This window comes from Leminorella grimontii ATCC 33999 = DSM 5078 (assembly GCF_000439085.1).
Classification (GTDB): Bacteria; Pseudomonadota; Gammaproteobacteria; order Enterobacterales; family Enterobacteriaceae; genus Leminorella; species Leminorella grimontii.
The window spans coordinates 203,754-230,376 of sequence record NZ_AUUA01000002.1 but is presented as its reverse complement, the minus strand read 5'-3'; the positions used below and the strand labels follow the sequence as shown (position 1 = coordinate 230,376).

The window sequence follows — 26,623 nt, the reverse complement described above, 5'->3', positions numbered from 1 at the left end:
AAACGTTGGCCGAAATGCGTTCGGCCGAACGGAAAGCGTGTTTTATCTATTCATCAATCTTGCAGGCGTCGCACGGCAGGTTGCGGCCGATAAATATGCGATAGCCCATAGCGCCAGCGCAGGCGCCGAGGATGGGTCCGATGATAGGAATGATGAAGTAGGGGATATCGCGCCCTCCGGTCAAGGCCATATTGCCCCAGCCGGCGACGTAGGCAAACAGTTTTGGTCCGAAGTCGCGAGCGGGGTTCATGGCAAACCCGGTGAGCGGCCCCATAGAGGCGCCGATGACCGCGACCAGAATGCCGATAAGCAGTGGGGCCAGCGAGCCGCGCGGTACGCCGTTGCCGTCGTCGGTCAGCGCCAGAATCAGGCACATCAGTACGGCGGTGATGACGAACTCAACGCCGAAGGCCTGGAAGACGTTAATGGCCGGGTGAGGATAAGTGGAGAAGGTTCCTGCCAGAGATAGGCTCTCCACGCTGCCGCGAACGATGTGCTGGGCCTGCTCGACTTCGTGGAACAGGCTGAAGTAGAGGGCATAGACCAGCGCAGCGCCGCAGAACGCGCCTGCGGTCTGAGCGATAATATAGGGAACGACCTTTTTCTTGTCGAAGCAGGCGAACAGCCACAGCGCAATAGTTACGGCCGGATTAAGGTGCGCGCCGGAAACGCCGGCGGTTAAGTAGACGCCAAGGGCCACGGCCAGGCCCCAAATGATGCTGATTTCCCATTGACCAAAGCTTGCTCCGGCGACTTTCAGCCCGGCGACGCAGCCGATACCGAAGAACAGAAAAAGCCCTGTTCCAAGAAATTCAGCGATGCATTGCCCTTTTAGCGTTGGGCCTGTGGTTTGACTCATAAGCATTACCCCGTGTTGGGAAAAGTAGGTAAGAAGTAGTGTTAGCCACCTAATATTTCCTGACTTGTTACTGCCATTGTTACCGTCAGGTTATAAATTAATAGCGGTGGGGAACTGATTTTATCGTTATCGCGCCATATCGAAAAATAACGAAAGTGTAATTCTGTGTATTCGGTCAAATAATTGATCTTTTTTGTTCGAAAAGTGATGGGTGCAATTCACTTTATGAATGCAAATGGATGAAGACGAGCGTCTTTTCTATTTTTTGGCGCGTGAAGCGCATTTTGTTAAGTTAAAATTTCTGAACATTCGCGCTTTCTGAGGGTCTATGGCTGGACAGCGTACGGTCAGGTTAATACAATCGGGTGAGTGAACCACTAACGGAATATGCTCGTCTATATTACCGCTAGCGACCGTTAATGATTTTCGATTTTCCGCTTTGCGGTTATGTCTATATGAGGACGAAATAATGTCATTTGAAGTGTTTGAAAAACTGGAAGCTAAAGTCCAGCAGGCGATTGATACCATCACCCTTTTGCAGATGGAAATTGAAGATCTGAAAGCGAAAAACAATACGCTGGTTCGCGATCTTGATGCGGCTGCCGGCGGCCGTGAAGCGTTGGTAAACGAAAACGCGCAGCTCAAGCAAGAACAACAGGCCTGGCAGGAGCGCCTTCGTCTCCTGTTAGGGAAAATGGATGAAGTAAACTGATTAAGGTTTGCCTTTCTTCCAAATGAAAACGCCGCGTTGTATAACGCGGCGTTTTTCTTTATTCGGTGATGCGGCAGACGCTTTCGCTATTCGATATCCAGCGGCTCTTCACAAAGAATGATGCCGGTATTGTCCGCATAGAGGTGGTCGCCGGAGAAGAAGGTGACGCCACCGAAGTTGACGCGAATATCGCTTTCCCCAATGCCCTGAGAGTCCGCGCCGACGGGGATGGAAGCTAACGCCTGAATGCCGATGTCCAGCTCTTCAAGCTCGTCTACCTGACGCACTGCGCCGTAGACCACCAGACCTTCCCACTCGTTTTGCACCGCCAGCCGCGCCAGTTCCGCGTCGATGAGCGCCCTGCGTACGGAACCTCCGCCGTCAATCAGCAGAATGCGACCCAGACCGTTTTCTTCCAGCAGCTCGTAAATCAGGCCGTTGTCTTCGAAGCACTTGATGGTGGTTATCTGCCCGCCGAAAGAGGGGCGCCCGCCGAAGTTGGAAAACAGCGGTTCCACAACGTTGACTTCTTCGTGGTAAATGTCACAAAGCTCGGAAGTATCATATTTCATAAATATCGTCGCCTGTTGGTGTCGTTGGTTTACCGTCGGAAATGCCAGTATAGCCCACAGCTTAAGCGGATAGCAAAGCCATCCGCCTGACTTTGGGGACATAGTGCAAAATTGGCGCGTTTAGCTGAGCACGACGCCGATAGCAAAAAGGATGTTGGTCAGCAGCGCGCCCTTAACCATTTGCTCAAGCATCGGGCGCATGGCGATTGCCGTTTGTTCGTGGAGCACGTATACCGCGTGGCGAAACAGCAGCGGGGCCGCCAGAATGAACAGCCAGCCGCTCCAGCTGCGCAGGTCAAACAGGGCGAACAGCACCAGACAAAGCAGGGCGCCTGCCAGCAACAGGAAGTGATAGCGCCGCGCCCATACGGGGCCTAAGCGCACGGCCAGCGTATTTTTGCCGTTCATGCGGTCGTTATCGATATCACGCAGGTTGTTGATGTTCAACACCGCGACCGCCAGCAGGCCGCAGGCCGTTGCGGGCAGCATGACAACCGTGTCGAACGTGCCGGCCTGAAGGTAGTAGGTGCCGGCTACGCTCAGCCAGCCAAAGAAAATCAGTACGGAAATGTCGCCAAGTCCCATATAGCCGTAAGGCTTGCGTCCGACGGTATAGGTGATGGACGCGACGATGGCCAAAAGCCCGAGCACCAAAAAGCCGATAATGTCTTCCGGCTTTTGGCAGGCAATGGCGATAAGGCCAATGCCGGAAAGCACCGTCAGGCCGATGACAAGCCACAGCGCCCGTTTCATTTGAGGCAGGGTGATAAGCCCCTTTTGCATGCCGCGGTTGGGGCCGATGCGCGCTTCGGTATCGCTGCCCTTCACGGCATCGCCGTAGTCGTTCGCCAGGTTAGACAGAATCTGCAGCAGCGCAGCAGTTAAAAGCGCCATAAGCGCAATGCCCAGGCTAAAGTGGTTCATCCAGGCGGCGAGTGCGGATCCCGTAACGATCGAGGCTAAGGCCAGCGGAAGCGTACGAGGCCGCAGGCTCTCAATCCAGGCGGTAGCTTGACTTGTTGAGTGAGTTTGGCTCATGGTTTTTAAATATAAACTTCAGTGCGTAATGAACAGCTAACCGCTAATTATACGCGTATTATAGGAAAATTAACGAGAGCTTGCTTTGATTCCGGGGCATATCTGCCAAATAATTCGTCCATAGAGGCGCAAATGGACTTAGGAGCAACGTATTTTGGTGATAAAACCGGGAAAGCGGGTAAGTTTACGGGAAGCGGGGGCTTCCCGTAAATAGCAGGGAGAGATTGGTTATAGAATAAAGCGGCTCAGATCCTCATCGGCCACCAGTTCGTCCAGATGATCGCCGACGTACTGCGCGTCGATAGTGATGACCGCGCCGCCGCTCTCGCTGGCGTCGTAGGAAATTTCTTCCATCAGGCGTTCCATAACCGTATGCAAGCGACGCGCGCCGATGTTTTCCGTACTTTCGTTAACCTGCCAGGCGGCTTCGGCGATGCGGCGAATGCCGTCAGGCTGGAAGTTCACCGTTACGCCCTCCGTCGCCATCAGCGCTTTGTACTGTTCGGTCAGCGACGCGCTGGGCTCGGTCAGGATGCGCTCAAAGTCTTCCGTCGTCAGCGCCTGCAGCTCAACGCGGATGGGCAGACGTCCTTGCAGTTCAGGGATCAGATCGGACGGGCTTGCCGTCTGGAACGCGCCGGAGGCGATAAACAGAATGTGGTCGGTTTTTACCATACCGTGCTTGGTCGAGACCGTACAGCCTTCCACCAGCGGCAGCAGGTCGCGCTGAACGCCTTCGCGGGAAACGTCCGGCCCGGAGACTTCGCCGCGCTTACAGATTTTATCGATCTCGTCGATAAACACGATACCGTGCTGTTCAACGGCGTCGATAGCCTGCTGTTTTAGCTCTTCAGGGTTAACCAGCTTACCGGCCTCTTCTTCGATAAGCGCCTTGAAGGCGTCCTTGATCTTCATCTTGCGCGGCTTCTGCTTCTGGCCGCCGAGGTTTTGGAACATGGACTGGAGCTGGTTGGTCATCTCTTCCATGCCCGGAGGCGCCATGATTTCAACGCCCATCGGCACTGCGGTCAGCTCGATTTCAATCTCTTTATCGTCCAGCTGGCCTTCGCGCAGCTTTTTGCGAAACGCTTGACGGGCGGTAGAGCTTTCCTGATTGCTTTCCGTCTGGCCCCAGTTGTCGCGGGCTGGCGGGATAAGCACGTCTAAAATACGCTCTTCCGCCAGCTCTTCGGCGCGGTAGCGCATCTTTTCCACCGACTGCTGGCGCACCATCTTAACGGCCGCATCGGCAAGATCGCGGATAATAGAGTCAACCTCTTTGCCGACGTAGCCCACTTCGGTGAACTTGGTCGCTTCAACCTTAATAAAAGGCGCGTTGGCGAGTTTCGCCAGACGGCGGGCGATTTCGGTTTTACCGACGCCGGTAGGCCCGATCATCAGAATGTTTTTGGGCGTCACTTCGTGGCGCAGCTCGTCGTTAAGCTGCATGCGGCGCCAGCGGTTACGCAGCGCGATGGCCACGGCGCGCTTGGCTTTGCCCTGGCCGATAATGTAGCCGTCGAGTTCGCTGACTATCTCGCGAGGAGTCATTTCAGACATGATACCGATCCTTATTCTTTAGAGCTGAGTTCTTCAATCGTTTGGAAACGGTTGGTATAGATACAGATGTCGCCGGCAATGGACAGCGATTTTTCGACGATGTCGCGCGCGCTCAGGTCGGTATTTTCCAACAGTGCTCTGGCGGCGGATTGCGCGTAGGGGCCGCCGGAACCGATGGCGATCAGGTCGTTTTCTGGCTGCACGACGTCTCCGTTGCCGGTAATGATGAGCGACGCGGTTTCATCCGCAACGGCCAGCAGCGCTTCAAGGCGACGCAGCATGCGGTCGGTCCGCCAGTCTTTCGCCAGTTCCACCGCCGCTTTGGTCAGGTGGCCCTGATGCATTTCCAGCTTGCGTTCGAAGCGTTCAAACAGCGTAAAGGCGTCCGCAGTGCCGCCGGCAAAACCGGCAATAACGCGCTCGTTGTACAGGCGACGGACTTTACGGGCATTCCCTTTCATTACGGTGTTGCCCAGTGTGACCTGACCATCACCACCTATTACCACATGACCGTTACGGCGGACGCTTACAATTGTTGTCACGTGTTTATCCTCGCTAGCTGATAGGAAAAGAGGCCTGCGTTAAATGGAGCAGGGTATTGGAAATGTAGATGGGGAAGCGAAGCGGGGATTTCAACCCTAGCGCGCGAACAATCTTTTACCCTAAGCGGGCGTAGCCACGCTGGCCCGTCGGATGTTCCTACCGGGCCCTGATTAGCAATTAATTGAAATAAAAGGGCTAGTTTCCTGCTGCAACGGGAATGCAGCTGCCCATTCCGGCGCTTTTCAGCCGTTGTAAAGTTTTGTCTGCGCCGTCCCGATTAGAATATGGACCAAGTATGACGCGATTCCACCCGCCGCTGGCGCTAATGCGGCTCTCAAAGCCCGCAAACGCGAGCTTCACCTTTACCGAATCCGCCTGCTCTGCGGTACGGAAAGAGCCACACTGGATAGTCCAGCGCTGATTTTTAGCCTGCGCGGTAGTTTGGACTGTCGGCGCCGGAGGCGTCGTTGATTTGGGCGCGTTGGACTCCGCCGCGTTTAATGCAGGCCTGCTGCCGCCGTCTCTGGACGTCGCCGGATTAGTGGCTGCCTCGGTGCGGGGTTGAGACGCAGGCGGCTTTTGCATATCGGACTGGATCTGCTCCAGCGCCTTACGCTGTTCCGCCGTGAGCTGCGGCTGCTGTGAAAGCGGCGGCTGAGCGGCTCCCGAGTTTGGCGAGTTGGTTACCTGGCGGTTTTCCAGTTCTTCAATATAAGTCCAGCGGTTGGTCGGCCTTGGCGGCAGCCCGTTGCCTTGCGTTGCGGCCGGGCCGCTCGTCTGCGGTTCCGGTACGGATTTATTTTGCGTAATGTAGTAAAGGCCGCCGGCGAAGACGACCAAAACGGCAACGGCGAGCACAATCATCAGCTTAGAAGCCGCCCCCGATGCGCTTTTTTTCTTTTTGCTTTTACTGTTTTTTTTGCCCCGCGAGCTTGAACGGCCGCGGCTGACGTAATCTCGTTGTGCCACTATGACTCTTGTCTATTGTCGAAAATGAATAAAACGGTGCCTTATAGTACGTAATATGCAAGACCTTGGCTAGATTGTGTTTAGTTACCTAACGTTACCACCCCGTTTTTACCGGGCGCGGCTATAGCGATGCCGTGCTCTCGCGAACGATAAGCTCGCTGTCGAGCAGCACAGAGTTTCTTTTCGACGGGCTTCCTCTCAGCTGTTCCAGCAGCATTAGTACCGCCTGCTGGCCTATTTGGTAGCGCGGCTGGGCAACCGTGGTTAGCGGCGGGTCGGCGTATCTTGCCAGGGCGATGTCGTCAAAGCCGATGATAGAGAGATCCTGCGGGATCTTTAACCCCTGCTTTTTAGCCTGATGGATTGCGCCGATGGCGACGATATCGCTGTGGCAAAAAATAGCGCTGGGCGGCTGGGGGAGCGCCATGAGCCGAGACAGCGCGCTGGCGCCGCTTTCAAACGAGAGAGGGCCTTCCAGAATGTAGCTTCTCTCTATTGCAATGCCGCCGCGCTGGAGCGCCTGAACGTAGCCCTGCTGCCGATAGTGGCTCAAATGCAGGTGCGCCGGGCCGCAGATGCAGGCGATGCGGCTATGGCCGATGTGCTGTAAGTAGCTTACGGCGTTGAAGGCTGCGGTCAGGTTGTCTATGTGAATCGTCGGCAGCTTTAGCTCGGGCAGGTATTCGTTGGCCATGACCATCGGTGGGAACTGCGAGCTCTCTTCGGCGCTCAGAGCAAACGGAAAGTTGGCGTCCAGAAGGATTGCGCCGTTGGCCTGCCGCATAATGGTGGACAGCGTTTCCCTATCGACCGGCTGGCGTCGGTTGTCCAGAAACAGCACGGTATAGCCGAATTCCGCCGCCGTTTCCTGGATCCCCTGCATTACGTCGGTTGAAAAGGGATCGGTAATGTCCTGCGCCATCACCAGTAGAACGCGGTTGCCCTTTTGGCGGGCGCTTTTAGTTTGCGAGGCGGGAACGTATCCCGTCAGGGCGATGGCCTGTTCAACCTTATCGCGCGTCTGTGCTGAGACTTTGTCCGGCATCATCAGCGTTCTCGAAACGGTCGCCGTCGAGACACCGGCGTGCGCCGCCACGTCTTTCATCGTGACGCCCGCAAGCGTTTTTAACTGTTCCAAGATAGGGTACTCCCAGAGAGATTCAGCGCTATGGCTTTTATCACCTACCGTTTACTCGAATTATTTAGAGTAATTATCAATAGTTGTAAGCGATTTTTCTTCTAAAGAGTATGCACTTGCTAAGTTTTTTAGAGCAGGCTCCCAATAATATGTGGACTAACTCTCTATGGGATCGACATCCAGCGTCCATTTTACTTTGGGCGCCTGCGGCATGGACGAAATCTGGCGGCGCAGCTCGCTCAGGATCTGCTGCAGCCTCTGCCGGGAAGGGTGTTGTAACAGCAGCTGCCAGCGGAAGCGTCCGCCTCTTTTAGCCGCCAGCGCCGGTACCGGCCCCAGCACCCAAAGGGCGCCGTCCTCCGCCTGTACGGCGGACAGGCGTTCGCGCAGCTGCTGTAAGAACTGACTGGCCTGGCGATTATCGTGATCGTCGGCGCGGAACATGGCGTGATGGGTGAACGGCGGTAAAAACACCGTTTTTCTTTCCGTCAGCGTCTGCTGGGCAAATGCGTCATAGCCCTGATGGAGAAGCGTTTGCAGCAGCGGATGGTCAGGGTGGTGGGTTTGCAACAGCACTTCCCCCTGTTTTCCGGCGCGGCCCGCGCGGCCGGACACCTGCGTGTAAAGCTGAGCGAAGCGCTCCGCGGAACGGAAGTCGGCGCAAAACAGCGCCCCGTCGACGTCAATCAGGCCGACCATAGTGACGTCGGGAAAGTGGTGGCCTTTAGCCAACATTTGCGTGCCGATCAGAATGCGGGCTCCGCCCCGGTGAATATCGGAAAGATGCTGCTCTAGCGCTCCTTTTCTGCTGGTGGTGTCGCGATCGACGCGGGTGATGGGAACGTCGGGAAACAGCTGCGCCAGCTCGCTGTCGAGCTGCTCGGTGCCCACTCCTACCGGTACCAGATGGGTGGAGCCGCACTGGGGGCACTGGTAGGGGATTGGACGCTGGCTGTCGCAGTGGTGGCAGCGCAGCTGACGCTGGTTTTGATGCAGCGTGTAATACTGCTCGCAGCGCGGGCATTCGGCGATCCAGCCGCATTCATGGCAGAGCAGCGCCGGCGCGTAGCCCCGACGGTTGAGAAACAGCATGACCTGGTTGTTGGCCTTCAGGTGCTCCCGCATGCGCTTTAGCAGCGGCGCTGAAAGCCCGGCGGTCAGCGTCTGGCCCTTCAGGTCAATCAGGTGCTGCGTTGCCGGGCGGGCGCTGCCTGCGCGTAGGGTTAAGCGCAGGTGGCGATATTTGCCCGATTTGGCATTGTGCAGGCTCTCTACCGCGGGCGTGGCCGAACCGAGAACGATGGGAATATGTTCCTGGTGCGCGTGCAGCACCGCCAGATCCCGGGCGTGATAGCGCCAACCTTCCTGCTGCTTGTAGGAGCTGTCGTGCTCTTCATCGATAATGATGATGCCTAACCGTTCAAACGGCGTGAAAAGCGCCGAGCGGGTGCCGATGACGATCGCCGTTTCTCCTCGCCGCGCCCGCAGCCAGACTGCCAGCCTTTCGCTGTCGTTAAGGCCGGAGTGAACGACGTCGACGGGGGCGTTGAAACGCGCGCGAAAGCGGGCGATGGTCTGGGGCGTTAGTCCGATTTCCGGCACCAGCACCAGCGCCTGGCGTCCCTGAGCGAGCACGTTTTCCAGCACGCTAAGGTAGACTTCCGTTTTCCCGGAACCGGTGATGCCTTCCAATAGCCAGACGTTAAAACCTCGGTCGTCGCTGCGAATAGCGCCGACGGCGGTGGCCTGCTCGGTATTGAGCTTAAGCCGTTCTCCCGTGACGGCGTGTGACGCCAACCAGTGCGTCGATGCCGGCGCCGTAGGCTGGAGTTCAGCCAGCCCCTTGTCTTTTAACGCTTTAAATGCGCCTTCGTTCAGGTCCAGCTCGGCGATTTGATGGCGATAGATGGGGCTTTTTCGCAAGGCCGCCAGCGCCTGCTGTTGCTTGGGCGCGCGCTTGAGTTCGGACAGGTCAACGGCCTGGCCGGCCTCCGTTACCAGCCATCGCCAGATAGGCGGCTCTTCGGCCGGTTTTCCCTGCCGCAGCAGCACCGGCAGCGCGTGAAAAAGCACTTCGCCCAGCGGAAACTGATAGTAGGACGCCGCCCAGTTCAGTGTTTTCCAAAGCGTAGGCGTAAACAGGGATTCGTTATCAATAAGGTGATGAATCGTCTTTAGCTGCGAGAGAGGGTAGTCGCTGCCTGCGGAGTTTGCGACAATGATGCCGATAGCTTTCCTTGGCCCAAAGGGTGCGCTGACCCTGGCGCCGACGATCGCCTTTTCCCCTTCGGGAAGAAGATAGTCGAACGATCTGTCCAAAGGTACGGGGAAAACGACCTTAACAACGCGCATGCCGAGGCTGTCCTGACGATTAAAAAACGGTGAAGCGCCACAGCATAACATAAGCTGCCGCAACTGCCGAATGCCTTGCCGCTTGCGTGGTTCATCTCTAGCCTGTATAATCTGCGGCCTTTGATTCTCAATGAGGGTCAAACCACTCACCCATTATTTATCTCGTATGGTGTACGGCAAATCGGTGACCGTATAGCGATACGACTTTAGAGAGGTTTCATCATGAAACAAGGTATCCATCCAGAATACAAAGAGATTACGGCAACCTGTTCTTGCGGTAATGTCATCAAAACTCACTCAACCGTAGGTCACGACCTGAACCTGGACGTATGTGGCGAATGCCATCCGTTCTACACCGGCAAGCAGCGTGACGTTGCGACCGGCGGCCGTGTCGATCGCTTCAACAAGCGTTTCAATATGGTTGGCGGCTCTAAGTAATATTTACTTGAGCACGAAAAAAGGCGCCGCGATTCGGCGCCTTTTTCATTTCTACTGATTCTGTCTATTCGTTCTCACTTAAGCTTAAAACGGCGCCGAGCAACGTCCCGCAGCCGCTGCGTTATTTATTTTTCTGCGGCCGCGACGCTTAAGATTAATAATCCCACGTATCGGGATCGAGACCTTTCTCTCTCATCTGCACTTTCGCCACTTCCGGAATTTCATCGCTGCGCTCTTTGCGAAGATCGTTATCGTCCGGTAAAGGCTGGCCGGTAAACGCGTGCAGGAACGCTTCACAAAGCAGTTCGCTGTTAGTCGCATGCCGCAGATTGTTGATCTGGCGGCGAGTTCGTTCATCGGTCAGGATTTTCAAGACTTTCAGCGGGATAGATACCGTGATCTTCTTGACCTGTTCGCTTTTTTTACCATGTTCAGCATAGGGGCTGACATATTCGCCGTTCCACTCAGCCATGGGGCACCTTAATCATTGACCTTCTGATAGTTTGAAAGTGAGTTCACAGGGAACACACTTTACCGAGTTAATATCTATACCATGACAATTTTAGCGGATATTTTTGCTATCCTCAATCTACACGGCAAGAAGTTTAGACGTCTGGAAGTATTGACGTCTATTGTTTTCGATATTATCTTATCCGCTATTGTTTATGATTCCTTTCATAAGGGGTAGTTCAGGTGACGCGCAAACAGGCAACCATAGCGGTACGCGGCGGGCTCAACTCAGATGAACAGTACGGCTGCGTTGTTCCTCCGATCCATCTTTCCAGCACTTATAACTTCATCGATTTTAATCAACCTCGCGCTCATGACTACTCTCGCCGCGGCAACCCGACCAGAGACGTTGCTCAGGCCGCGCTGGCCGAGCTGGAGGGGGGGTGTCGGGCAGTTTTGACCGGCAGCGGCATGTCGGCGATTCACCTTATTTGCACCGCGCTGCTTAAGCCAGGCGACCTGCTTGTGGCTCCTCACGACTGCTACGGCGGCAGCTACCGGCTATTTGACAGCCAAACGCGCCGCGGCGCCTATCGGGTACTGTTTGTCGATCAGGGTAATGACGAGGCGCTGGCGCAGGCATTGGCGCAAAAGCCCAAGCTGGTGCTGGTGGAAACGCCAAGCAATCCGCTTTTGCGGGTGGTCGATATTGCGAAAATCTGCCATGCCGCCCATCAGGCCGGAGCGCTGGTCGCCGTGGACAACACGTTCTTAAGCCCGGTGTTACAGCAGCCGCTAGCGCTAGGGGCTGACATCGTGCTGCACTCCTGCACTAAATACCTTAACGGCCACTCCGACGTGGTGGCGGGCGTCGCGATCGTGAAAGACGAAGCGCTGGGAGAAGAGCTGGCGTGGTGGGCGAATAATATCGGCGTGACGGCGGCGGCGTTTGACAGCTACCTGCTGCTCAGAGGCCTGCGGACGCTGGCTCCGCGTATGAAGCAACAGCAGCAGAACGCGCTGGACGTCGTGGCCTATCTGCAAACCCAGCTGCGGGTGAAAAAGCTGTATCATCCCTCTTTGCCCGGCAATGCGGGGCACGACGTCGCCCGTCGACAGCAGTCCGGTTTCGGCGCCATGCTGAGCTTTGAATTTGACGGCGACGAAGCGGCGATGCGGCGCTTTATCAGCGCGCTGAAGCTGTTTACACTGGCGGAATCGCTGGGCGGCGTTGAGAGCCTTATTTCCCACGCGGCGACGATGACGCACGCGGGCATGTCTGAACAGGCGAGAGCGGCGGCGGGAATATCAGATCGGCTGCTGCGAATTTCGGTAGGAATTGAAGACGGCGATGACCTGATTGCCGATTTGGAACAGGCGTTTAAAGCCTAAGTCAAAGGGGTAAGCAATGAGTATTTCGGGAACCGCCGGCCTTTCGGCCAGCCGCCAACTGCACAAGTTTGGCGGCAGCAGCCTGGCTGACTGTAAGTGCTATCAGCGCGTTGCGGGCATTATGGCGGAGTACAGCCGCGAAGGGGACATGATGGTGGTATCCGCGGCGGGGAACACCACTAACCAGTTGATTAAGTGGTTACAGCTTAGTCAGCATGACAAGATTTCCGCTCATCAGGTACAGCAGGATCTTCGCCGCTATCAGAGCGGATTGATAAGCGGGCTGCTGCCGGAAGCTGAAGCCGCGGAGCTGACGACGCGGCTGATTGCCGACCTCGAGCGGCTGGCCGCGCTGCTTGACGGCGAGATGACCGACGCGGCGTATGCCGAAGTGGTCGGGCACGGCGAGATTTGGTCCGCGCGCCTGATGTCTGCGGTACTGAACCAGAAAAAGATGGCATCCGCCTGGCTCGACGCCCGCGACTTTCTGCGTGCAGAGCGTTCCGCACAGCCGCAGGTGGATGAAGGCCGTTCTTACCCTTTATTACAGCAGCTTTTAACTCAGCATCCCGGCAAGCGGCTGGTGGTGACCGGCTTTATTTCCCGCAGTGAGGCGGGGGAAACCGTACTGCTGGGCCGCAACGGCAGCGACTACTCGGCAACCCAAATCGGCGCGCTGGCCGGCGTAGATAAAGTCACCATCTGGAGCGACGTTGCCGGGGTCTACAGCGCCGATCCCCGTAAGGTCAAAGACGCTTGCCTGCTGCCTCTACTGAGGCTGGATGAAGCCAGCGAGCTGGCTCGCCTTGCCGCGCCGGTGCTTCACGCCCGCACGCTGCAGCCGGTTTCCGGCAGCGATATCGATCTCCAACTGCGGTGCAGCTATCAGCCGGAGCAGGGTTCAACCCGCATTGAGCGCGTGCTTGCTTCGGGCACCGGCGCAAAAATTGTCACCAGCCACGACGACGTTTGCCTGATTGAGCTACAGGTTGAACCGCAGCACGACTTTGTTCAGATCCATAAAGAGGTGGAACGCATTCTTAACCGCGTTCAAGTTAAGCCGTTGGCGACCGGCGTGCACGCCGACCGCAGCCTCCTTCAGCTGTGCTATACGTCTGAAGTGGTCAACAGCGTACTGAGCATTCTGGGCGACGCGCGGCTGCCGGGGCGGCTTCAGCTTCGCGAAGGGCTGTCGCTGGTGGCGTTGGTTGGCGCGGGCGTGTGTAAAAACCCGCTGCACAGCCACCGTTTTTATCAGCAGTTAAAAGATCAGCCGGTCGAGTTTATTTGGCACGCCGAGGACGACATCAGCCTTGTGGCGGTTCTCAGGGTTGGGCCGACGGAGCACCTGATTCAGGGGCTGCACGCCAGCCTGTTTCGCGCCGAGAAGCGTATAGGACTAGTGTTGTTTGGCAAAGGGAACATCGGTTCGCGCTGGCTCGAGCTGTTCGCCCGCGAGCAGAAGAATATCTCCGCCCGCACCGGGTTTGAATTCTTGCTGGCGGGCGTGGTGGACAGCAGCCGCTGCCTGCTTGACTACCAGGGGCTGGATGCCAGCCGCGCTTTGGCCTTCTTTAACGATGAGGCGCAGACGCTGGACGATGCGACGCTGCTTGGCTGGATGCGCGATCATCCGTTTGACGATCTGGTGGTGCTGGACATTACCGCGAGCCAGGAATTAGCCTCTCGCTATCTCGATTTCGCAAGCTATGGTTTCCACGTCGTCAGCGCCAACAAGCTGGCCGGCGCGTCTTCGGGCGACGAGTATCGCCAGATCCGCGACGCCTTCGCCAAGACCGGTCGCCACTGGCTTTACAACGCTACCGTAGGCGCAGGCCTGCCGATTAACTATACCGTGCGCGATCTGCGCGACAGCGGCGATACCATCCTCTCTTTAAGCGGGATTTTTTCAGGCACCCTTTCCTGGCTGTTCTTGCAGTTTGACGGCACGATCCCGTTCTCCGAGCTGGTTGAACAGGCGTGGCAGCAGGGGCTGACGGAACCCGATCCCCGCGTTGACCTGTCCGGGCAGGACGTCATGCGCAAGCTGGTGATCCTGGCTCGCGAAGCGGGCTACGACATCGAGCCGGATCAGGTGCGCGTTGAGTCGCTGGTGGCTCAGGACGCTCAGGAAGGCTCCGTAGACCACTTCTTCGAGCAGGCAGAGACGCTGAACGCGCAAATGCTGGAGCGTCTGGAAGCGGCGCGCGAGATGGGGCTGGTGCTTCGCTACGTGGCTCGATATGAAGCGAACGGCAAGGCGCGGGTCGGCGTGGAGGCGGTGCGGGAGGATCATCCGCTGGCGTCGCTTTTGCCGTGCGATAACCTGTTCGCTATCGAGAGCCGCTGGTATCGCGACAATCCGCTGATTATTCGCGGTCCCGGCGCCGGGCGAGACGTGACGGCCGGGGCAATCCAGTCTGACCTCAACCGGCTGGCGAAGCTGCTGTAGCGTTGTTTCGACGCTCTTATAAAACGCCCGGCGGCATCGGCCTCCGGGCGTTTTTCCATTTATTGCCTATTATCTTTATTTTTACTGTTGACAGCCTCAGCAACTTCAGTCATCTTATTTGGATGTTTAGACGTCTAAACGTTCAGAAGTATAATTATAGCAAACACGACAAAAACAGGGTGGATGGATATGAGCTTTTTTCATGCTAATCAGCGGGAAGCGTTAAACCAGAGTCTGGCGGAAGTGAACGGCCAGATTAACGTCTCTTTCGAGTTTTTTCCGCCGAGCACGCCGGAAATGGAGCAAACGCTGTGGCAGTCTATTGACCGCCTGAAAACGCTGAAGCCCAAGTTCGTCTCCGTCACCTACGGCGCCAACTCCGGCGAACGCGACCGCACCCACGGCATAATTAAAGGCATCAAAGAAAAGACCGGGCTTACCGCCGCGCCCCACCTGACCTGCATCGACGCCACGCGCGAGCAGCTTTTGGACATCGCTAAAGACTATTGGAACAGCGGCATCCGCCACATCGTCGCGCTGCGCGGCGATCTGCCGCCGGGCGGCGGCCAGCCGGAAATGTACGCCGCCGATCTGGTTGAGCTGCTAAGGGGCGTCGGAGATTTCGACATTTCGGTCGCCGCCTACCCGGAAGTTCACCCCGAGGCAAAAAGCGCTCAGGCGGACTTGATCAACCTTAAGCGTAAAGTCGACGCTGGCGCTAACCGCGCCATTACGCAGTTTTTCTTTGACGTGGAGAGCTACCTGCGCTTTCGCGATCGCTGCGTGGCGACCGGCATCGACGTTGAAATCGTGCCGGGCATTCTCCCGGTGTCCAACTTTAAGCAGCTCCAGCGTTTCGCCAAAATGACCAACGTGCGCGTGCCGCAGTGGATGAGTCAGGTGTTCGACGGGCTGGACGACGATTTGGAAACCCGCAAGCTGGTGGGCGCTTCCATCGCCATGGACATGGTGAAAATTCTCTGTCGCGAAGGGGTGAAGGATTTCCACTTCTATACCCTGAACCGGGCCGAACTGAGCTATGCGATTTGCCATACGCTGGGGGTAAGACCGGTGTGAATTATCTCATCTGAAACTATTTTGTTATACTTGGACGGCGCTTTTCTTAAATGAGAGCGCCGTGTGCTTTTAGGGAAATTTTGTCGATAAAAGTACCAACATATAACTTAATGAAAGGAATCAAATAAATGAAAAAATGGTTCAGCCGTTTGTTTGGGAAAACTGCGGCTATGTCTTATGTTGATTTCACCGATCATTTCGCCAAAGCGTTGCGTCAGGCTCAGCCAGATTTGGAAGTAACGATTGTTACGGAAGGAGAGATACGTATCGAAAACGACCAAGGGCTGTTTTTCGTTATGCATCTTGATAATGCTTTTTCCCACTACCAATCTCATCCCGAAACCCTTTCCGGTATTGTTGAAATGTTTATTAAATCCATCGCTCAGGCCGTGCAGCCAGATGGAATGGCGTTACAGGCCGAGGGGCGTATTATTCCGGTCATTAAAAACAAAGGATGGCTGGAGGACGTCCGGCGACAGCTAAGCCAGCTGGAGTCAGATCCCACCGCGTTGGAAGCCTCGTTAGACTACGCCTACGAAGTATATAATGATGAGCTGCTGGTGGTTTATGCAGAGGATCGTGACGAGAATATGCGTTATCTCATGCGCAGCGAAATCGAAGCGTTGGGGCTTTCGCCCGATGAGGTGAGGGAATTGGCGATGACTAACTTGCGAAGCTGTGTGTCAGAAGTGAGCGTCGAGCATACGTCAACGTTCTCCGTTATCTCGGCAGGAGAAACGTATGAAGCCAGCATGTTGCTGATGGACGAGCTGTGGGATAACGAACAGTTTGCCCCAGGCGAAGGTGAACTGCTGGTCGCTATTCCCTGCCGCAGCATGCTCATGTTCACGCGCAATGAGCCGGAAAAGGCCAAAGCGCTGCGATTGATGGCGGACGTTGTGTACAAGGGGGAAGACTATTCTCTGACCAATCGGATATTCGTTCGCCGCGACGGCAAGTTTATACCGTTTGATTAAGGCATCTGCGATGTTGTTGGGGCTTTGTCGCGATCCATCGGGGCTGAACCGCCGCTGTCGTCAGCGGCGGTTAAGAGCTTGGCCTTTGGTCTGATTACTTTTTATGTTTCCTCAAACCGAAGCGCAGCGGAACGCTTCCTCCACCGCCATACGGCAGCCGTCACCAGCAGCAGCTCCAGCACAAACGACCAGTTCAGGATGAAATTCAACCACCACGGATGATATCTGCCCTCAATATGAAACAGGGAGAACGGCCGGTCGATAAACGGCATCAGCCACCAAACGTCGCCGACGATGCTGTCCAACAGCAGGTGAACGAATCCATTGAGGCAAAACGCCACGGCCAGCACCGCCGTTGACTTCTTCGGCGTCAGCCGGAACCAGACGAACGCTATCGCCAGCAGCCCGGCCCAAACGATCGGGTAGTGGGTAAAGTAGGTGTGGTGATGATGCTGACGCTGGTCGAACAGGTAGAAATAGAGCAGATCGATATCCGGCGCAAGCGCGCCAACCATGCACCATCCTAAAAAGCGATTTACACTATCTTTGGCAACGCCAAGCTTTTCTACCAGCGTTGTGCCGATTAAGTAACCGGCGGGAAGATGACCAATAAACATAGTATCCTTACCGTTTGGAGTTTTTACCGTTTCTTGGCTTACCCTAGCCGGGTTCGGTGAAGTCTGGATGAAAACGCGCAATAAATAGGGAAGCATAGAATGGCGCACCGTTGGTGGAAGGACGTTTTGGATAGTGCCCAGAGCTGGCAAGGCTTGGAATTGACGATAGGCGTCAGCGGGCGTTCTGATAAAACCATGGAAATGGTCAGCGGCCATCGGGGCCGCATGTCGCTGTGGATCGGCGGCGAGCCGCTGTTTTGGGCTACCGTGCTGGAAGATCACTCGGGCGTATGGCTGGTGATAAATGAGGATCATCGGGTGCAGTCGACGCTGCTGCCGCATGTGGCTTCCGCTGCCGTCGAAGCGGCGAAGCGCGTCGATCCTGCGCAGAGGATGGCATGGTGGAGCCGCTATTTCGCCGAGCGTTTGGCCGACGTTGAGTCGCCGATGCTGTCGGCAGGTCGCTGGCTGCTGCTTCCTATGTACTATTGTCCTCCTTCCGCGCCCTATAAGAGCTACACGCCCCAGACGGTTGATAAGTGGAGCTTTCGCTCGCCCGCGCTGGCTTCGTCGCACGGCTTTAACTGGACGCTCTACGGTGAAGACTTTCCTGACTTGCTCAATCTGGAACGGGTATCCTTCGTCGACTGGTGGTGGAACGGCTATTTGCTGCGGGGCCGCTACGCCGTTAGGCCAGACGATGGTCGACTTAAGTGGTGGCGTAAAAAGTGCCGGGAAGGCAGCCTGCCGCCGGTGCTGGTGTGGTATATCGCAGGGATTGCGTCCTACGTCATTCTGGACGGCCACTGCCGCTTACAGGCGGCTCTCGAAGAGGGCGTTCCCCCTGATTTCCTTGTGATTACAGAACTGGCGGAAAAAGAGGTACGGCCCGATCCTGAAAGACAGGCCCGTATCGTCAAATCGGTTGAGCAGCGGCTTTGCGATCGCCCGGGAGAAAATGTCGACAGTATTAATCAGGTGTTAATAGGCCTGTATGATGACCGCTACTGCTACGAAACTACCCGCAGCCGCGCGATTTTAGGCAGCGGTGAATCGTGGGAGAGGGAAGTGCGGGAGTATTTAGCTCGGCACGGGCTGGATGATTTTCTTGAACGGATTTTAAATCGGGTAGAGTAAGCAGGCCGCTCTTGCGAGCGGCCTTTCTATACAAGGCCTCGAACTACCCCGTATTGCGCATCCCCGCCGCAATCCCGGCGATCGTCACCATCAGCGCCTGCTCAACGCGCGGATCGGCGGTTTCCTGCTGGCGGGAACGGTGCAGCAGTTCAACCTGCAGTACGTTCAGCGGGTCGGTGTAGATGTTGCGCAGCGAAATCGACTCGGCGATCCACGGCAGCTTTTCCATCAGCTTCGTGTCGTGAGCCAGCGTGAGCACCACGTCAATGTCTTCTTCCAACTGAGTCCGAAGCCGCTGTCCCAGGCGCCACAGGTTTTTGTCCACCAGCCTCAGGTCGTAGTACTCCGCCAGCCACAGGTCGGCCTTGGCGTAGACCATCTCCAGCATGTTGATGCGGGTGTTGAAGAACGGCCAGTCGCGGCACATGGCTTCCAGTTCCTGCTGCCTGCCGTTTTCAATGGCGTGGCGCAGTGCGGCTCCGGCCCCAAGCCAGGCGGGGAGCATCAGGCGGTTTTGCGTCCAGGCGAAGATCCAGGGGATGGCGCGCAGGCTCTCAACGCCGCCTTTCGGGTTTCGCTTGGCGGGGCGAGAGCCGAGCGGGAGCCTGCTTAATTCCTGCTCCGGCGTTGCCGAGCGGAAGTAGGGGACGAAGTCCGGCTCTTCGCGAACGACATTGCGATATTCTTTGCAGGAGTAGGCTGACAGTTCGTCCATGATGGTGCGCCACTGCGGCTTCGGATCCGGCGGCGGCAGCAGGTTGGCCTCCAGGATCGCGCTGGCGTAGTTGGTCAGGCTGGCGACCGTCACTTCCGGCAGGCCGAACTTGAAGCGGATCATTTCTCCCTGTTCGGTAACGCGCAGGCCCCCCTTAAGCGAGCCAGGCGGCTGAGACAGAAGCGCGTCGTGGGCCGGCGCGCCGCCCCGACCGATGGTGCCGCCGCGACCGTGGAACAGCGTCAGCTCGACGCCAAAGGCTTCGCAGGTTTTTATCAGCGCTTCCTGCGCGTAGTATTGCGCCCAAGAGGCGGCCAGCACGCCGGCGTCCTTCGAGGAGTCGGAGTAGCCGATCATGATCATCTGCTTACCGCCGATAAAATTGCGGTACCAGTCGATGTTTAACAGCTGGGTCATCACGTCGTTGGCGTTGTTCAGGTCGTCCAGCGTTTCAAACAGCGGGCAGACCGGCAGCGCGAAGTCGCAACCTGCCTCTTTTAGCAGCAGGTGGACCGCCAGCACGTCCGACGGCGTGCGAGCCATGGAAATCACGTAGGCTGCGATGGAGCCCCTGGGCGCTTTAGCGATGACTTTGCAGGTATCGAGAATTTCCTGCGTTTCGGCGCTGGGCTGCCAGTCGCGCGGCAGCAGCGGGCGCTTGGACTGCAGCTCTTTGACCAGAAACGCCTGCTTTTCCTGCTCTGACCAACTGTCGTAGTCGCCGAGTTCAAGATAGTTCGTCAGCTCGGCTAAGGCGTCGCTGTGGCGGGTGCTTTCTTGGCGGATATCGATACGCACCAGCGGCAGGCCGAAACAGCCGATGCGGCGCAGGGTGTCCAACAGCTGACCGTTGGCGATAATGCTCATGCCGCAGGCCTTTAGGGACTGATAGCAGGCAAACAGCGGCTCCCAGAGCTGCTCGTTGTAGACCAGCAGATCGTCTGGGCGGGTGGCCCGCTCGCCGTTGACGCGGGCGGTCAGGTAGGCGTGAGTGGAAATCAGCTGCGCGCGAAGCTTTTTCATAATCTCGCGGTAAGGCTCTAACACGTCATCGCCGCCCGCCATCGCCCTCAGCTCCGGCGTACAGTCGGACATCGACAGCTCGGACACCAGCACCTGGACGTCGTTTAGGAACAGCTCTGCGGCCTTCCAGCGGCCGTACAGCATCACGTGTTCGGTAATTTTGGCGGTGACGTTGGGGTTGCCGTCACGGTCTCCTCCCATCCAGGAGGTGAAGCGCACCGGCACGGATTCGACCGGCAGATGCTGGCCAAAGGCTTCAACCAGCTGGTCGTTGAACGCGCGCATAAAGGCGGGAACGCCTTCCCACAGGCTGTTTTCCACCACGGCGAAGCCCCACTTGGCTTCGTCGATCGGCGTCGGTCTGAGCTTTCGGATCTCATCGGTATGCCACGACTGGGCTACCAGCTGGCGCAGGCGGCGCATGATTTTGTCTCGCTCGTAGTCGGCGAGATCGTTGTGGTCGAGCTGGCTTAAGCAGTTATTGACCTCAACCAACTTGTGGATCATGGTGCGGCGAGCGATTTCCGTCGGGTGGGCGGTCAGCACCAGCTCAATGGAAATCTGTTCGATGGCCTTTTTAATTCCCGCATCGTCGATGTGCTTTTCCCTCAGGCGGCGGAACAGTTCGGCAAACGCTTCTGGGTTGTTCGCCGCTTCGCCGTGGGATGAAATAGTGTGGTACTGCTCTGCCGTGTTGGCGAAGTTAAGAAACTGGTTAAACGCTTTGGCGACAGGCAAAAGCTGTTCGTTGGACAGGTTTTGCAGCGTAGACAGCAGGGCCTGACGATTTGCTTCATTGCCTGCTCTGGAGGACTTTGACAGCTTACGGATGCTCTCTACTCGGGAGAGGATCTCTTCTCCCAGCGCGTCTTTTATCGTGTCGCCAAGCAGTGTGCCGAGCATGCTGACGTTGCTTCGCATTGCGGAATATTGTTCGTTCATGTGTCTCCAGCCCGGTTAGTGTCGTTTGGTTTTATGGATCGCTATGAAGATTGCTGCGTTGTCGATCTATTTTGATCGCTAAAGTTAGAGTTGTATCACACAAAATACGTATTTCCACCCCTTTGTTGAATCCTTTAAGCATTTCTTATCAATAGGCGAAGTTAACAAAAAAATCTACTTATCAGGATGAAAAGGCGGAAATAGGCTACCCGCCCGAAGGGGCGGGAGCCGCGCTTATGCCGTACGGCAAAAGTGGTGAATAAGCTGCGTGAGCAGCGCACGCGTGGGCTGAATAAAGGCGGTGGCTAAAAATTCGTCCGGCTGGTGCGCCTGTTCGATAGAACCAGGGCCAAGCACCAGCGTTGGGCATACCTGTTGAAGGTAGGGCGCTTCGGTACAGTAGTTGACGGTTTGGGCCCGATCGCCGACCAGCTTTTCTACTACCTCAACCAGCGGCGCGTGGACGGGGCACTCGTAGCCGGGAACGGAGGCGTGCAAAGGCTCAACGCTGACGCGCCCCGGAAAGCGCTGGCTAACGGGCTCCAGCGCCTGGCTTATCAGCTCATCGACGGATGCCAGCGTCATACCGGGCAGCGGCCGCACGTCAAGGTGCAGCTCGCAGCAGGCGCAGATGCGGTTTGGCGCATCGCCGCCGTGAATATGGCCGAAGTTCATGGTGGGATAGGGGATGGCGAACGCTGGGTGGCTATAGCGCTCTTTCAGGCTGTCTCTGAGCTGCATCAGGCGGCCGATGGCGTCATGCATGATTTCGATGGCGTTGACGCCGCGATCCGGATCGCTGGAGTGGCCTGACTGCCCGACAATGCGTACGGTGTCGGCCATGTGGCCCTTGTGAGCGCGCACCGGTTTGAGCGACGTGGGCTCGCCGATGATGGCGCAGTCGGGCTTAATGTTAGCGGAGGAGGCGAAGTAGCGCGCGCCGGCCATCGAGGTTTCTTCGTCGGCGGTGGCCAGCACATAGAGCGGGCGCGTCAGCTTGTTCCTGTCGATATCCCTAAGCGCGTCAAGAATAAAGGCGAAGAAGCCCTTCATATCGGCGGAGCCCAGGCCGTAAAGCCTATTGTCGTGCTCCACGAGCTTAAAGGGATCGCGGCTCCAGCGGCCGTCGTCAAACGGTACGGTATCGGTATGGCCGGTCAGCAGCAGCCCGCCGGGCCCTTCGCCGAGCGAAGCCAGCAGGTTGTACTTATTGCGCGTCTCCGGCACCGGCTGTACGTCAACGCGAAATCCCAGAGACTCGAACCAACCGGCTAAAAGGCCTATCAGCGTTTCGTTGCTTTGGTCGAGCGAAGCATCGGTAGCGCTGATGCTGGGGGTCGCTATCAGCTGGCGATAGATCTCCATAAATGAGGGAAGCTGGTTATTCACTGCAGACCGCCTTTTAAGTTATTTTTGGAGTATAAATCCAATATAAATTCATTTTTATTGCATAAAAATACATTAAGCCCTTGTCTAAGGGAACAGAATTTCGTACCTTAAACGTCATTGTATTCACATTACCGTAAGCGCACGGCGATTGCCAAATGCGCCGGGCGTACAGACAGGTCTATCTTCTATGCTTAAAACCATTATTGTAGGTGCCAGCGGCTATACCGGCGCGGAGCTGGCGAGCTATTTGCGGCGCCACCCGAACGTTCAGCTTGAGAGCCTGTGGGTATCGGCGCAGAGCGCCGACGCAGGGAAAAAGATCTCCGATTTACATGCCCAGCTTAAGGGGCTGGTGGATCTTCCCCTCAACCCGTTGGACGACGTCGCCAAGGCTGCCAAGGGCATTGACGTGGTCTTTTTGGCGACGGCGCACGAGGTCAGCCACGATTTGGCGCCGCAGTTTTTGGCGGCCGGCTGTGCGGTGTTCGACCTGTCGGGGGCGTTTCGCGTCAATCGCCCTGATTTCTATACGCAGTATTACGGCTTTACCCATCAGCACCAAGGCCTGCTGGCGGAAGCGGTTTACGGCTTGGCCGAATGGCAGGCGGAAAAAATCAAGCAGGCTCGCCTGGTAGCGGTGGCCGGCTGCTATCCTACCGCGTCACAGCTGGCGCTTAAGCCGCTGGTGGAGGCAAACCTGTTGGACGAGCAGCAGTGGCCGGTGATTAACGCCGTCAGCGGCGTCAGCGGCGCCGGGCGCAAGGCGAGCATGACCACCAGCTTTTGCGAGGTGACGCTACAGCCTTACGGCGTATTTACCCATCGCCATCAGCCGGAAATTGCCGCCCATCTGGGAATTCCGGTTATCTTTACCCCCCACTTGGGCAGCTTCCCGCGGGGCATTCTGGCGACCATTACTTGTCGGCTTAGGCCGGGTGTGGGCGAGGATGAGGTCAGAAGCGCGTTTTATAGCGCCTATCACAATAAGCCGCTGGTGCGGGTCTATGAAAAGGGCTTCCCGGCGCTAAAATCGGTTATCTGTCAGCCGTTTTGTGATATCGGCCTTGCGGTGGACGGCCAGCATCTGATCGTCGTAGCGGCGGAAGACAACTTATTAAAAGGCGCAGCGGCCCAGGCCGTGCAGTGCATGAACCTGCGCTTTGGCTTTGACGAAACGCAGTCCTTGATTTAGGGAGAAGGCAATGAATCCGTTAATTATCAAACTCGGCGGCGCCCTGTTGGACAGCGATGAAGCGATGGCGCGCCTGTTCTCTGCACTGGCGGCCTATCGGCAAAAGCATCAGCGCGAGCTGGTGATTGTGCACGGCGGCGGCTGCGTAGTCGATGAGCTGATGAAAAAGCTGGCGCTGCCGGTGGTTCGCCGCAACGGTCTTCGGGTGACGCCCGCCGATCAGATAGGCACCATTACCGGCGCGCTGGCAGGCACCGCGAACAAAACCTTGCAAGCGGCGGCCAGAAAGCACGGCATTGAGGCGGTCGGCCTGTGCCTGGCTGACGGCAACATGGTGGAAGTACGCAGGCTGTCTGAAGATCTGGGCCACGTGGGCGAAGCGACGGTGGGGAGCAAAGGGCTTATCCAAACCCTGTTGGCCGGCGGCTTTCTGCCCATCGTAAGTTCCATCGGCATTACGCCCGAAGGCGAGCTAATGAACGTCAACGCCGATCAGGCGGCCACCGCGCTGGCGGCGACGCTGGGGGCGGATCTGGTGCTGCTTTCCGACGTGAGCGGCATTCTGGATGGTAAAGGCCAGCGGATCGCCGAAATGACGGCGCAAAAGGCTGAAAAGCTGATTGAACAGGGGATTATCACCGACGGTATGGTGGTGAAGGTCAACGCGGCGCTGGACGCGGCCCGAGCGCTGGGCCGCCCGGTAGACATCGCCAGCTGGCGCCATGCGGAGCAGCTGCCCGCGCTGTTTAACGGCGTGCCGGTGGGCACCCGAATTTTGGCGTGAATAAGAGCTAGCCCCATTAGGCTATTTTATTTGTCATTTTGAACCTGGGCAGTGCTCGCAATCCTCACGTACTACGTGTACGCTCCGGTTGCTGCGCGCTGTCCGTGTTCAAAATTCCTGCAACAATATACGCCTAATGGGGCAGGCTCTAAGAAAGCGATTAACGTTTTACCGCGAAGGCGTTATGCTTTGGCGAATACAAAAGCCCGGGGCGATAGTGACTATCGCCCCGATTTTTAGGAGTAGAAAGCGATGGCATTGTGGGGCGGCAGGTTTAGTCAGGCGGCGGACGACCGTTTTAAGCAGTTTAACGACTCTTTACCTTTCGATTATCGTCTGGCCGAGCAGGACATCATCGGCTCCGTGGCGTGGTCAAAGGCGCTGGTGACGGTGAACGTACTGAGCGCACAGGAACAGGCGGCGCTTGAAGCGGCGCTAAATGAGCTTTTAGCCGAGGTGCGCAGCGCGCCGCAGGCGATTTTGGAAAGCGATGCGGAAGATATCCACAGCTGGGTTGAGCAGAAGCTTATCGGCAAAGTGGGCGACCTGGGCAAGAAGCTTCACACCGGCCGCAGCCGCAACGATCAGGTGGCGACCGACCTGAAGCTTTGGTGTAAGGATCAGGTCAACGTGCTCTTGACTGCGGTGAGAGAGCTGCAGCAGGCGCTGGTAGCCACTGCCGAGCAGAATCAGGACGCCGTGATGCCCGGCTATACCCACCTTCAGCGCGCTCAGCCGGTCACCTTCGCTCACTGGAGCTTGGCCTACGTGGAGATGCTGGCGCGCGACGAAAGCCGCCTTCAGGACGCGCTTGAACGCATGAACACCAGCCCGCTGGGCTGTGGCGCGCTGGCGGGAACCGCTTATGCTATCGACCGCGACCAGCTGGCCGGCTGGCTGGGCTTTGGCGCAGCTACCCGCAACAGCCTGGACAGCGTCTCCGACCGCGATCACGTGCTGGAGCTGCTTTCTATCGCCTCTATCAGCATGATCCACCTGTCGCGCTTTGCCGAAGACATGATTTTCTTTAACAGCGGCGAATCCGGCTTTATCGAGCTGTCCGACCGCGTAACCTCCGGCTCTTCGCTGATGCCTCAGAAGAAGAACCCGGACGCGCTGGAGCTGATTCGCGGCAAGTGTGGCCGCGTACAAGGCGCGCTGACCGGCATGATGATGACCTTAAAAGGGCTGCCGCTGGCCTATAACAAGGACATGCAGGAAGACAAAGAGGGCATTTTCGACGCGTTGGACGCCTGGCTCGACTGCCTGCACATGGCCGCGCTGGTGCTGGACGGCATTCAGGTGCGCCGCCCGCGCTGCCAAGAAGCCGCCCAGCAGGGCTACGCTAACGCGACAGAGCTGGCGGACTATCTGGTCGCTAAGGGCATTCCGTTTCGCGAAGCGCACCACATCGTCGGTGCGGCGGTGCTCGGCGCAATTAAGCAGGGCAAGGCGCTGGAGGCGTTACCCCTTGATGCGCTGAAAGCGTTTAGCCCGGTGATTGAGGAGGACGTTTACCCGGCGCTGTCGCTGGAGTCCTGCCTTGAGAAGCGCTGCGCCAAGGGCGGCGTTGCGCCGTCGCAGGTGGCGCTCGCCATCTCTGAGGCGAAGGGGCGTTTGGGGATGTAGTCAGGTTTTTTATCGACGGTGATTGCATATTGCGTCACCGTCTTCGCTTTTTCAGCATTTGAAAGAAAATGAGAACGCCTATTTTTGGGATATTACATGCAAAGGATATGTAGATAATGACGCCGGATATTGCCCTTCTTCGTAAAAATCTTGGTCAGCTTTCCAATATTATGGACACTATTCAGCTTACGCTGATTGACAATTCTGACTGGGAACAATTCCTTAACGATAACTATTTTTTCAACGTAAAAAATTGTACGGATCCCGACATCATAGATAACACCAAGGCGATGAGAGAGACAAATCGCCTAATTAGCTGGTTCGGTCAGGATCATGAGGGGTATGTCGGACTATGGCGAGGCCCAAACGAGATCCCTCTGGAGAAGGCTCAGATTGTCCGTCTGGATACTGAAGGTGAGTATGCTTTGGTTGCGGATACCGTACCGAACTATCTTGTAATGACCTATTTTTATGGCGATGAAGATGCGGATAAAACGGAGTTTAATCGCGTCAGGCAGCTGCTTGTTAAGGCGGGTTTTACCGTTGCTGCCGACATAGAGGCTATTTGGGATCATATTGATTACAATAGCGTCCAGCCTAATGATTATAGAAATAAGCTATACAATCAGGCGAGAGCGCTTCGCGGGCTTCCTCCCGTCGAATAGA

23 protein-coding genes are annotated in these 26,623 nt (G+C 56.8%); 11 read left to right on the top strand and 12 right to left on the bottom strand.

Annotated elements, in window-relative coordinates; genetic code table 11:
- Positions 1-46 precede the first annotated feature (46 nt).
- Positions 47-859, bottom strand: coding sequence for an MIP/aquaporin family protein (locus G544_RS0105490; protein WP_027273662.1), 813 nt, complete (start codon positions 857-859; stop codon positions 47-49).
- A gap of 469 nt (positions 860-1,328) precedes the next feature.
- On the opposite strand from G544_RS0105490, the gene zapB reads away from it, so the two are divergent.
- The gene (gene zapB / locus G544_RS0105480; protein ID WP_027273661.1) at positions 1,329-1,571 is read left to right on the top strand and encodes a cell division protein ZapB; all 243 of its coding nucleotides are present in this window, start codon (positions 1,329-1,331) and stop codon (positions 1,569-1,571) included.
- Positions 1,572-1,657: 86 nt separating this feature from the next.
- On the opposite strand, the gene rraA is transcribed toward zapB, so the two are convergent.
- From rraA to priA, 7 genes are all read right to left on the bottom strand, one after another.
- Positions 1,658-2,143 (bottom strand): ribonuclease E activity regulator RraA, encoded by a 486-nt coding sequence (gene rraA / locus G544_RS0105475; protein WP_027273660.1) that lies wholly within the window; start codon positions 2,141-2,143, stop codon positions 1,658-1,660.
- Positions 2,144-2,263: 120 nt separating this feature from the next.
- Positions 2,264-3,181, bottom strand: coding sequence for a 1,4-dihydroxy-2-naphthoate polyprenyltransferase (locus tag G544_RS0105470; RefSeq protein WP_027273659.1), 918 nt, complete (start codon positions 3,179-3,181; stop codon positions 2,264-2,266).
- Between the two features lie 228 nt (positions 3,182-3,409).
- On the bottom strand, positions 3,410-4,741 hold the full coding sequence (hslU, locus tag G544_RS0105465) for an ATP-dependent protease ATPase subunit HslU (protein WP_027273658.1): 1,332 nt from the start codon (positions 4,739-4,741) through the stop codon (positions 3,410-3,412).
- Positions 4,742-4,752: 11 nt separating this feature from the next.
- Positions 4,753-5,283 (bottom strand): ATP-dependent protease subunit HslV, encoded by a 531-nt coding sequence (gene hslV, locus G544_RS0105460; protein WP_027273657.1) that lies wholly within the window; start codon positions 5,281-5,283, stop codon positions 4,753-4,755.
- A gap of 196 nt (positions 5,284-5,479) precedes the next feature.
- Entirely contained in the window at positions 5,480-6,253 is a 774-nt protein-coding gene (locus G544_RS0105455) for an SPOR domain-containing protein (RefSeq protein ID WP_027273656.1), read from the bottom strand.
- Between the two features lie 121 nt (positions 6,254-6,374).
- Positions 6,375-7,391: a DNA-binding transcriptional regulator CytR gene (cytR, locus tag G544_RS0105450; RefSeq protein WP_027273655.1), complete on the bottom strand. Its 1,017-nt coding sequence runs from the start codon at positions 7,389-7,391 to the stop codon at positions 6,375-6,377.
- 156 nt (positions 7,392-7,547) lie between these two features.
- Positions 7,548-9,743, bottom strand: coding sequence for a primosomal protein N' (gene priA / locus G544_RS0105445; protein ID WP_027273654.1), 2,196 nt, complete (start codon positions 9,741-9,743; stop codon positions 7,548-7,550).
- A 222-nt stretch (positions 9,744-9,965) separates the two neighbouring features.
- Here priA and rpmE point away from each other — a divergent pair, with 222 nt between their 5' ends.
- The gene (rpmE, locus tag G544_RS0105440) at positions 9,966-10,181 is read left to right on the top strand and encodes a 50S ribosomal protein L31 (RefSeq protein WP_027273653.1); all 216 of its coding nucleotides are present in this window, start codon (positions 9,966-9,968) and stop codon (positions 10,179-10,181) included.
- Between the two features lie 154 nt (positions 10,182-10,335).
- Here the strand turns inward: rpmE and metJ are convergent, their stop codons facing one another.
- Positions 10,336-10,653 (bottom strand): met regulon transcriptional regulator MetJ, encoded by a 318-nt coding sequence (metJ, locus tag G544_RS0105435; RefSeq protein ID WP_027273652.1) that lies wholly within the window; start codon positions 10,651-10,653, stop codon positions 10,336-10,338.
- 221 nt (positions 10,654-10,874) lie between these two features.
- Between metJ and metB the strand changes: the two genes are divergently transcribed.
- The 4 genes from metB (at position 10,875) to G544_RS0105415 (ending at position 16,529) form a co-directional block, all read left to right on the top strand.
- Complete coding sequence (gene metB / locus G544_RS0105430) at positions 10,875-12,023, top strand: cystathionine gamma-synthase (protein ID WP_027273651.1); 1,149 nt, start codon at positions 10,875-10,877, stop codon at positions 12,021-12,023.
- A 16-nt stretch (positions 12,024-12,039) separates the two neighbouring features.
- Positions 12,040-14,475, top strand: coding sequence for a bifunctional aspartate kinase/homoserine dehydrogenase II (locus G544_RS0105425; RefSeq protein WP_027273650.1), 2,436 nt, complete (start codon positions 12,040-12,042; stop codon positions 14,473-14,475).
- Between the two features lie 189 nt (positions 14,476-14,664).
- Positions 14,665-15,552, top strand: a complete 888-nt coding sequence (metF, locus tag G544_RS0105420) for a methylenetetrahydrofolate reductase (protein ID WP_027273649.1) — start codon at positions 14,665-14,667, stop codon at positions 15,550-15,552.
- A gap of 170 nt (positions 15,553-15,722) precedes the next feature.
- Positions 15,723-16,529 carry a DUF1444 family protein gene (locus tag G544_RS0105415; protein WP_161624108.1) on the top strand — a complete coding sequence of 269 codons (807 nt, stop codon included), beginning with the start codon at positions 15,723-15,725 and terminating at the stop codon, positions 16,527-16,529.
- A gap of 101 nt (positions 16,530-16,630) precedes the next feature.
- Here the strand turns inward: G544_RS0105415 and G544_RS0105410 are convergent, their stop codons facing one another.
- A complete protein-coding gene (locus G544_RS0105410) occupies positions 16,631-17,146 on the bottom strand; it encodes a metal-dependent hydrolase (protein WP_027273647.1) in 516 nt (171 codons plus the stop codon).
- Positions 17,147-17,245: 99 nt separating this feature from the next.
- On the opposite strand from G544_RS0105410, the gene G544_RS0105405 reads away from it, so the two are divergent.
- Positions 17,246-18,283 (top strand): ParB N-terminal domain-containing protein, encoded by a 1,038-nt coding sequence (locus tag G544_RS0105405; protein ID WP_027273646.1) that lies wholly within the window; start codon positions 17,246-17,248, stop codon positions 18,281-18,283.
- 43 nt (positions 18,284-18,326) lie between these two features.
- Here G544_RS0105405 and ppc read toward each other — a convergent pair whose 3' ends face one another.
- Together ppc and argE are read right to left on the bottom strand one after the other, a co-directional pair.
- Positions 18,327-20,963 (bottom strand): phosphoenolpyruvate carboxylase, encoded by a 2,637-nt coding sequence (gene ppc / locus G544_RS0105400; RefSeq protein ID WP_027273645.1) that lies wholly within the window; start codon positions 20,961-20,963, stop codon positions 18,327-18,329.
- 234 nt (positions 20,964-21,197) lie between these two features.
- Positions 21,198-22,352, bottom strand: a complete 1,155-nt coding sequence (gene argE / locus G544_RS0105395) for an acetylornithine deacetylase (protein WP_027273644.1) — start codon at positions 22,350-22,352, stop codon at positions 21,198-21,200.
- Between the two features lie 187 nt (positions 22,353-22,539).
- Here argE and argC point away from each other — a divergent pair, with 187 nt between their 5' ends.
- The 4 genes from argC to G544_RS0105375 all read left to right on the top strand — a co-directional run bounded on the left by argC (position 22,540) and on the right by G544_RS0105375 (position 26,622).
- On the top strand, positions 22,540-23,544 hold the full coding sequence (gene argC, locus G544_RS0105390; RefSeq protein WP_027273643.1) for an N-acetyl-gamma-glutamyl-phosphate reductase: 1,005 nt from the start codon (positions 22,540-22,542) through the stop codon (positions 23,542-23,544).
- A gap of 10 nt (positions 23,545-23,554) precedes the next feature.
- Positions 23,555-24,328, top strand: coding sequence for an acetylglutamate kinase (gene argB / locus G544_RS0105385; protein ID WP_027273642.1), 774 nt, complete (start codon positions 23,555-23,557; stop codon positions 24,326-24,328).
- A gap of 252 nt (positions 24,329-24,580) precedes the next feature.
- Positions 24,581-25,957, top strand: a complete 1,377-nt coding sequence (gene argH, locus G544_RS0105380) for an argininosuccinate lyase (RefSeq protein WP_027273641.1) — start codon at positions 24,581-24,583, stop codon at positions 25,955-25,957.
- Positions 25,958-26,073: 116 nt separating this feature from the next.
- Positions 26,074-26,622 carry a hypothetical protein gene (locus tag G544_RS0105375; protein ID WP_027273640.1) on the top strand — a complete coding sequence of 183 codons (549 nt, stop codon included), beginning with the start codon at positions 26,074-26,076 and terminating at the stop codon, positions 26,620-26,622.
- Position 26,623: the final 1 nt, after the last annotated feature.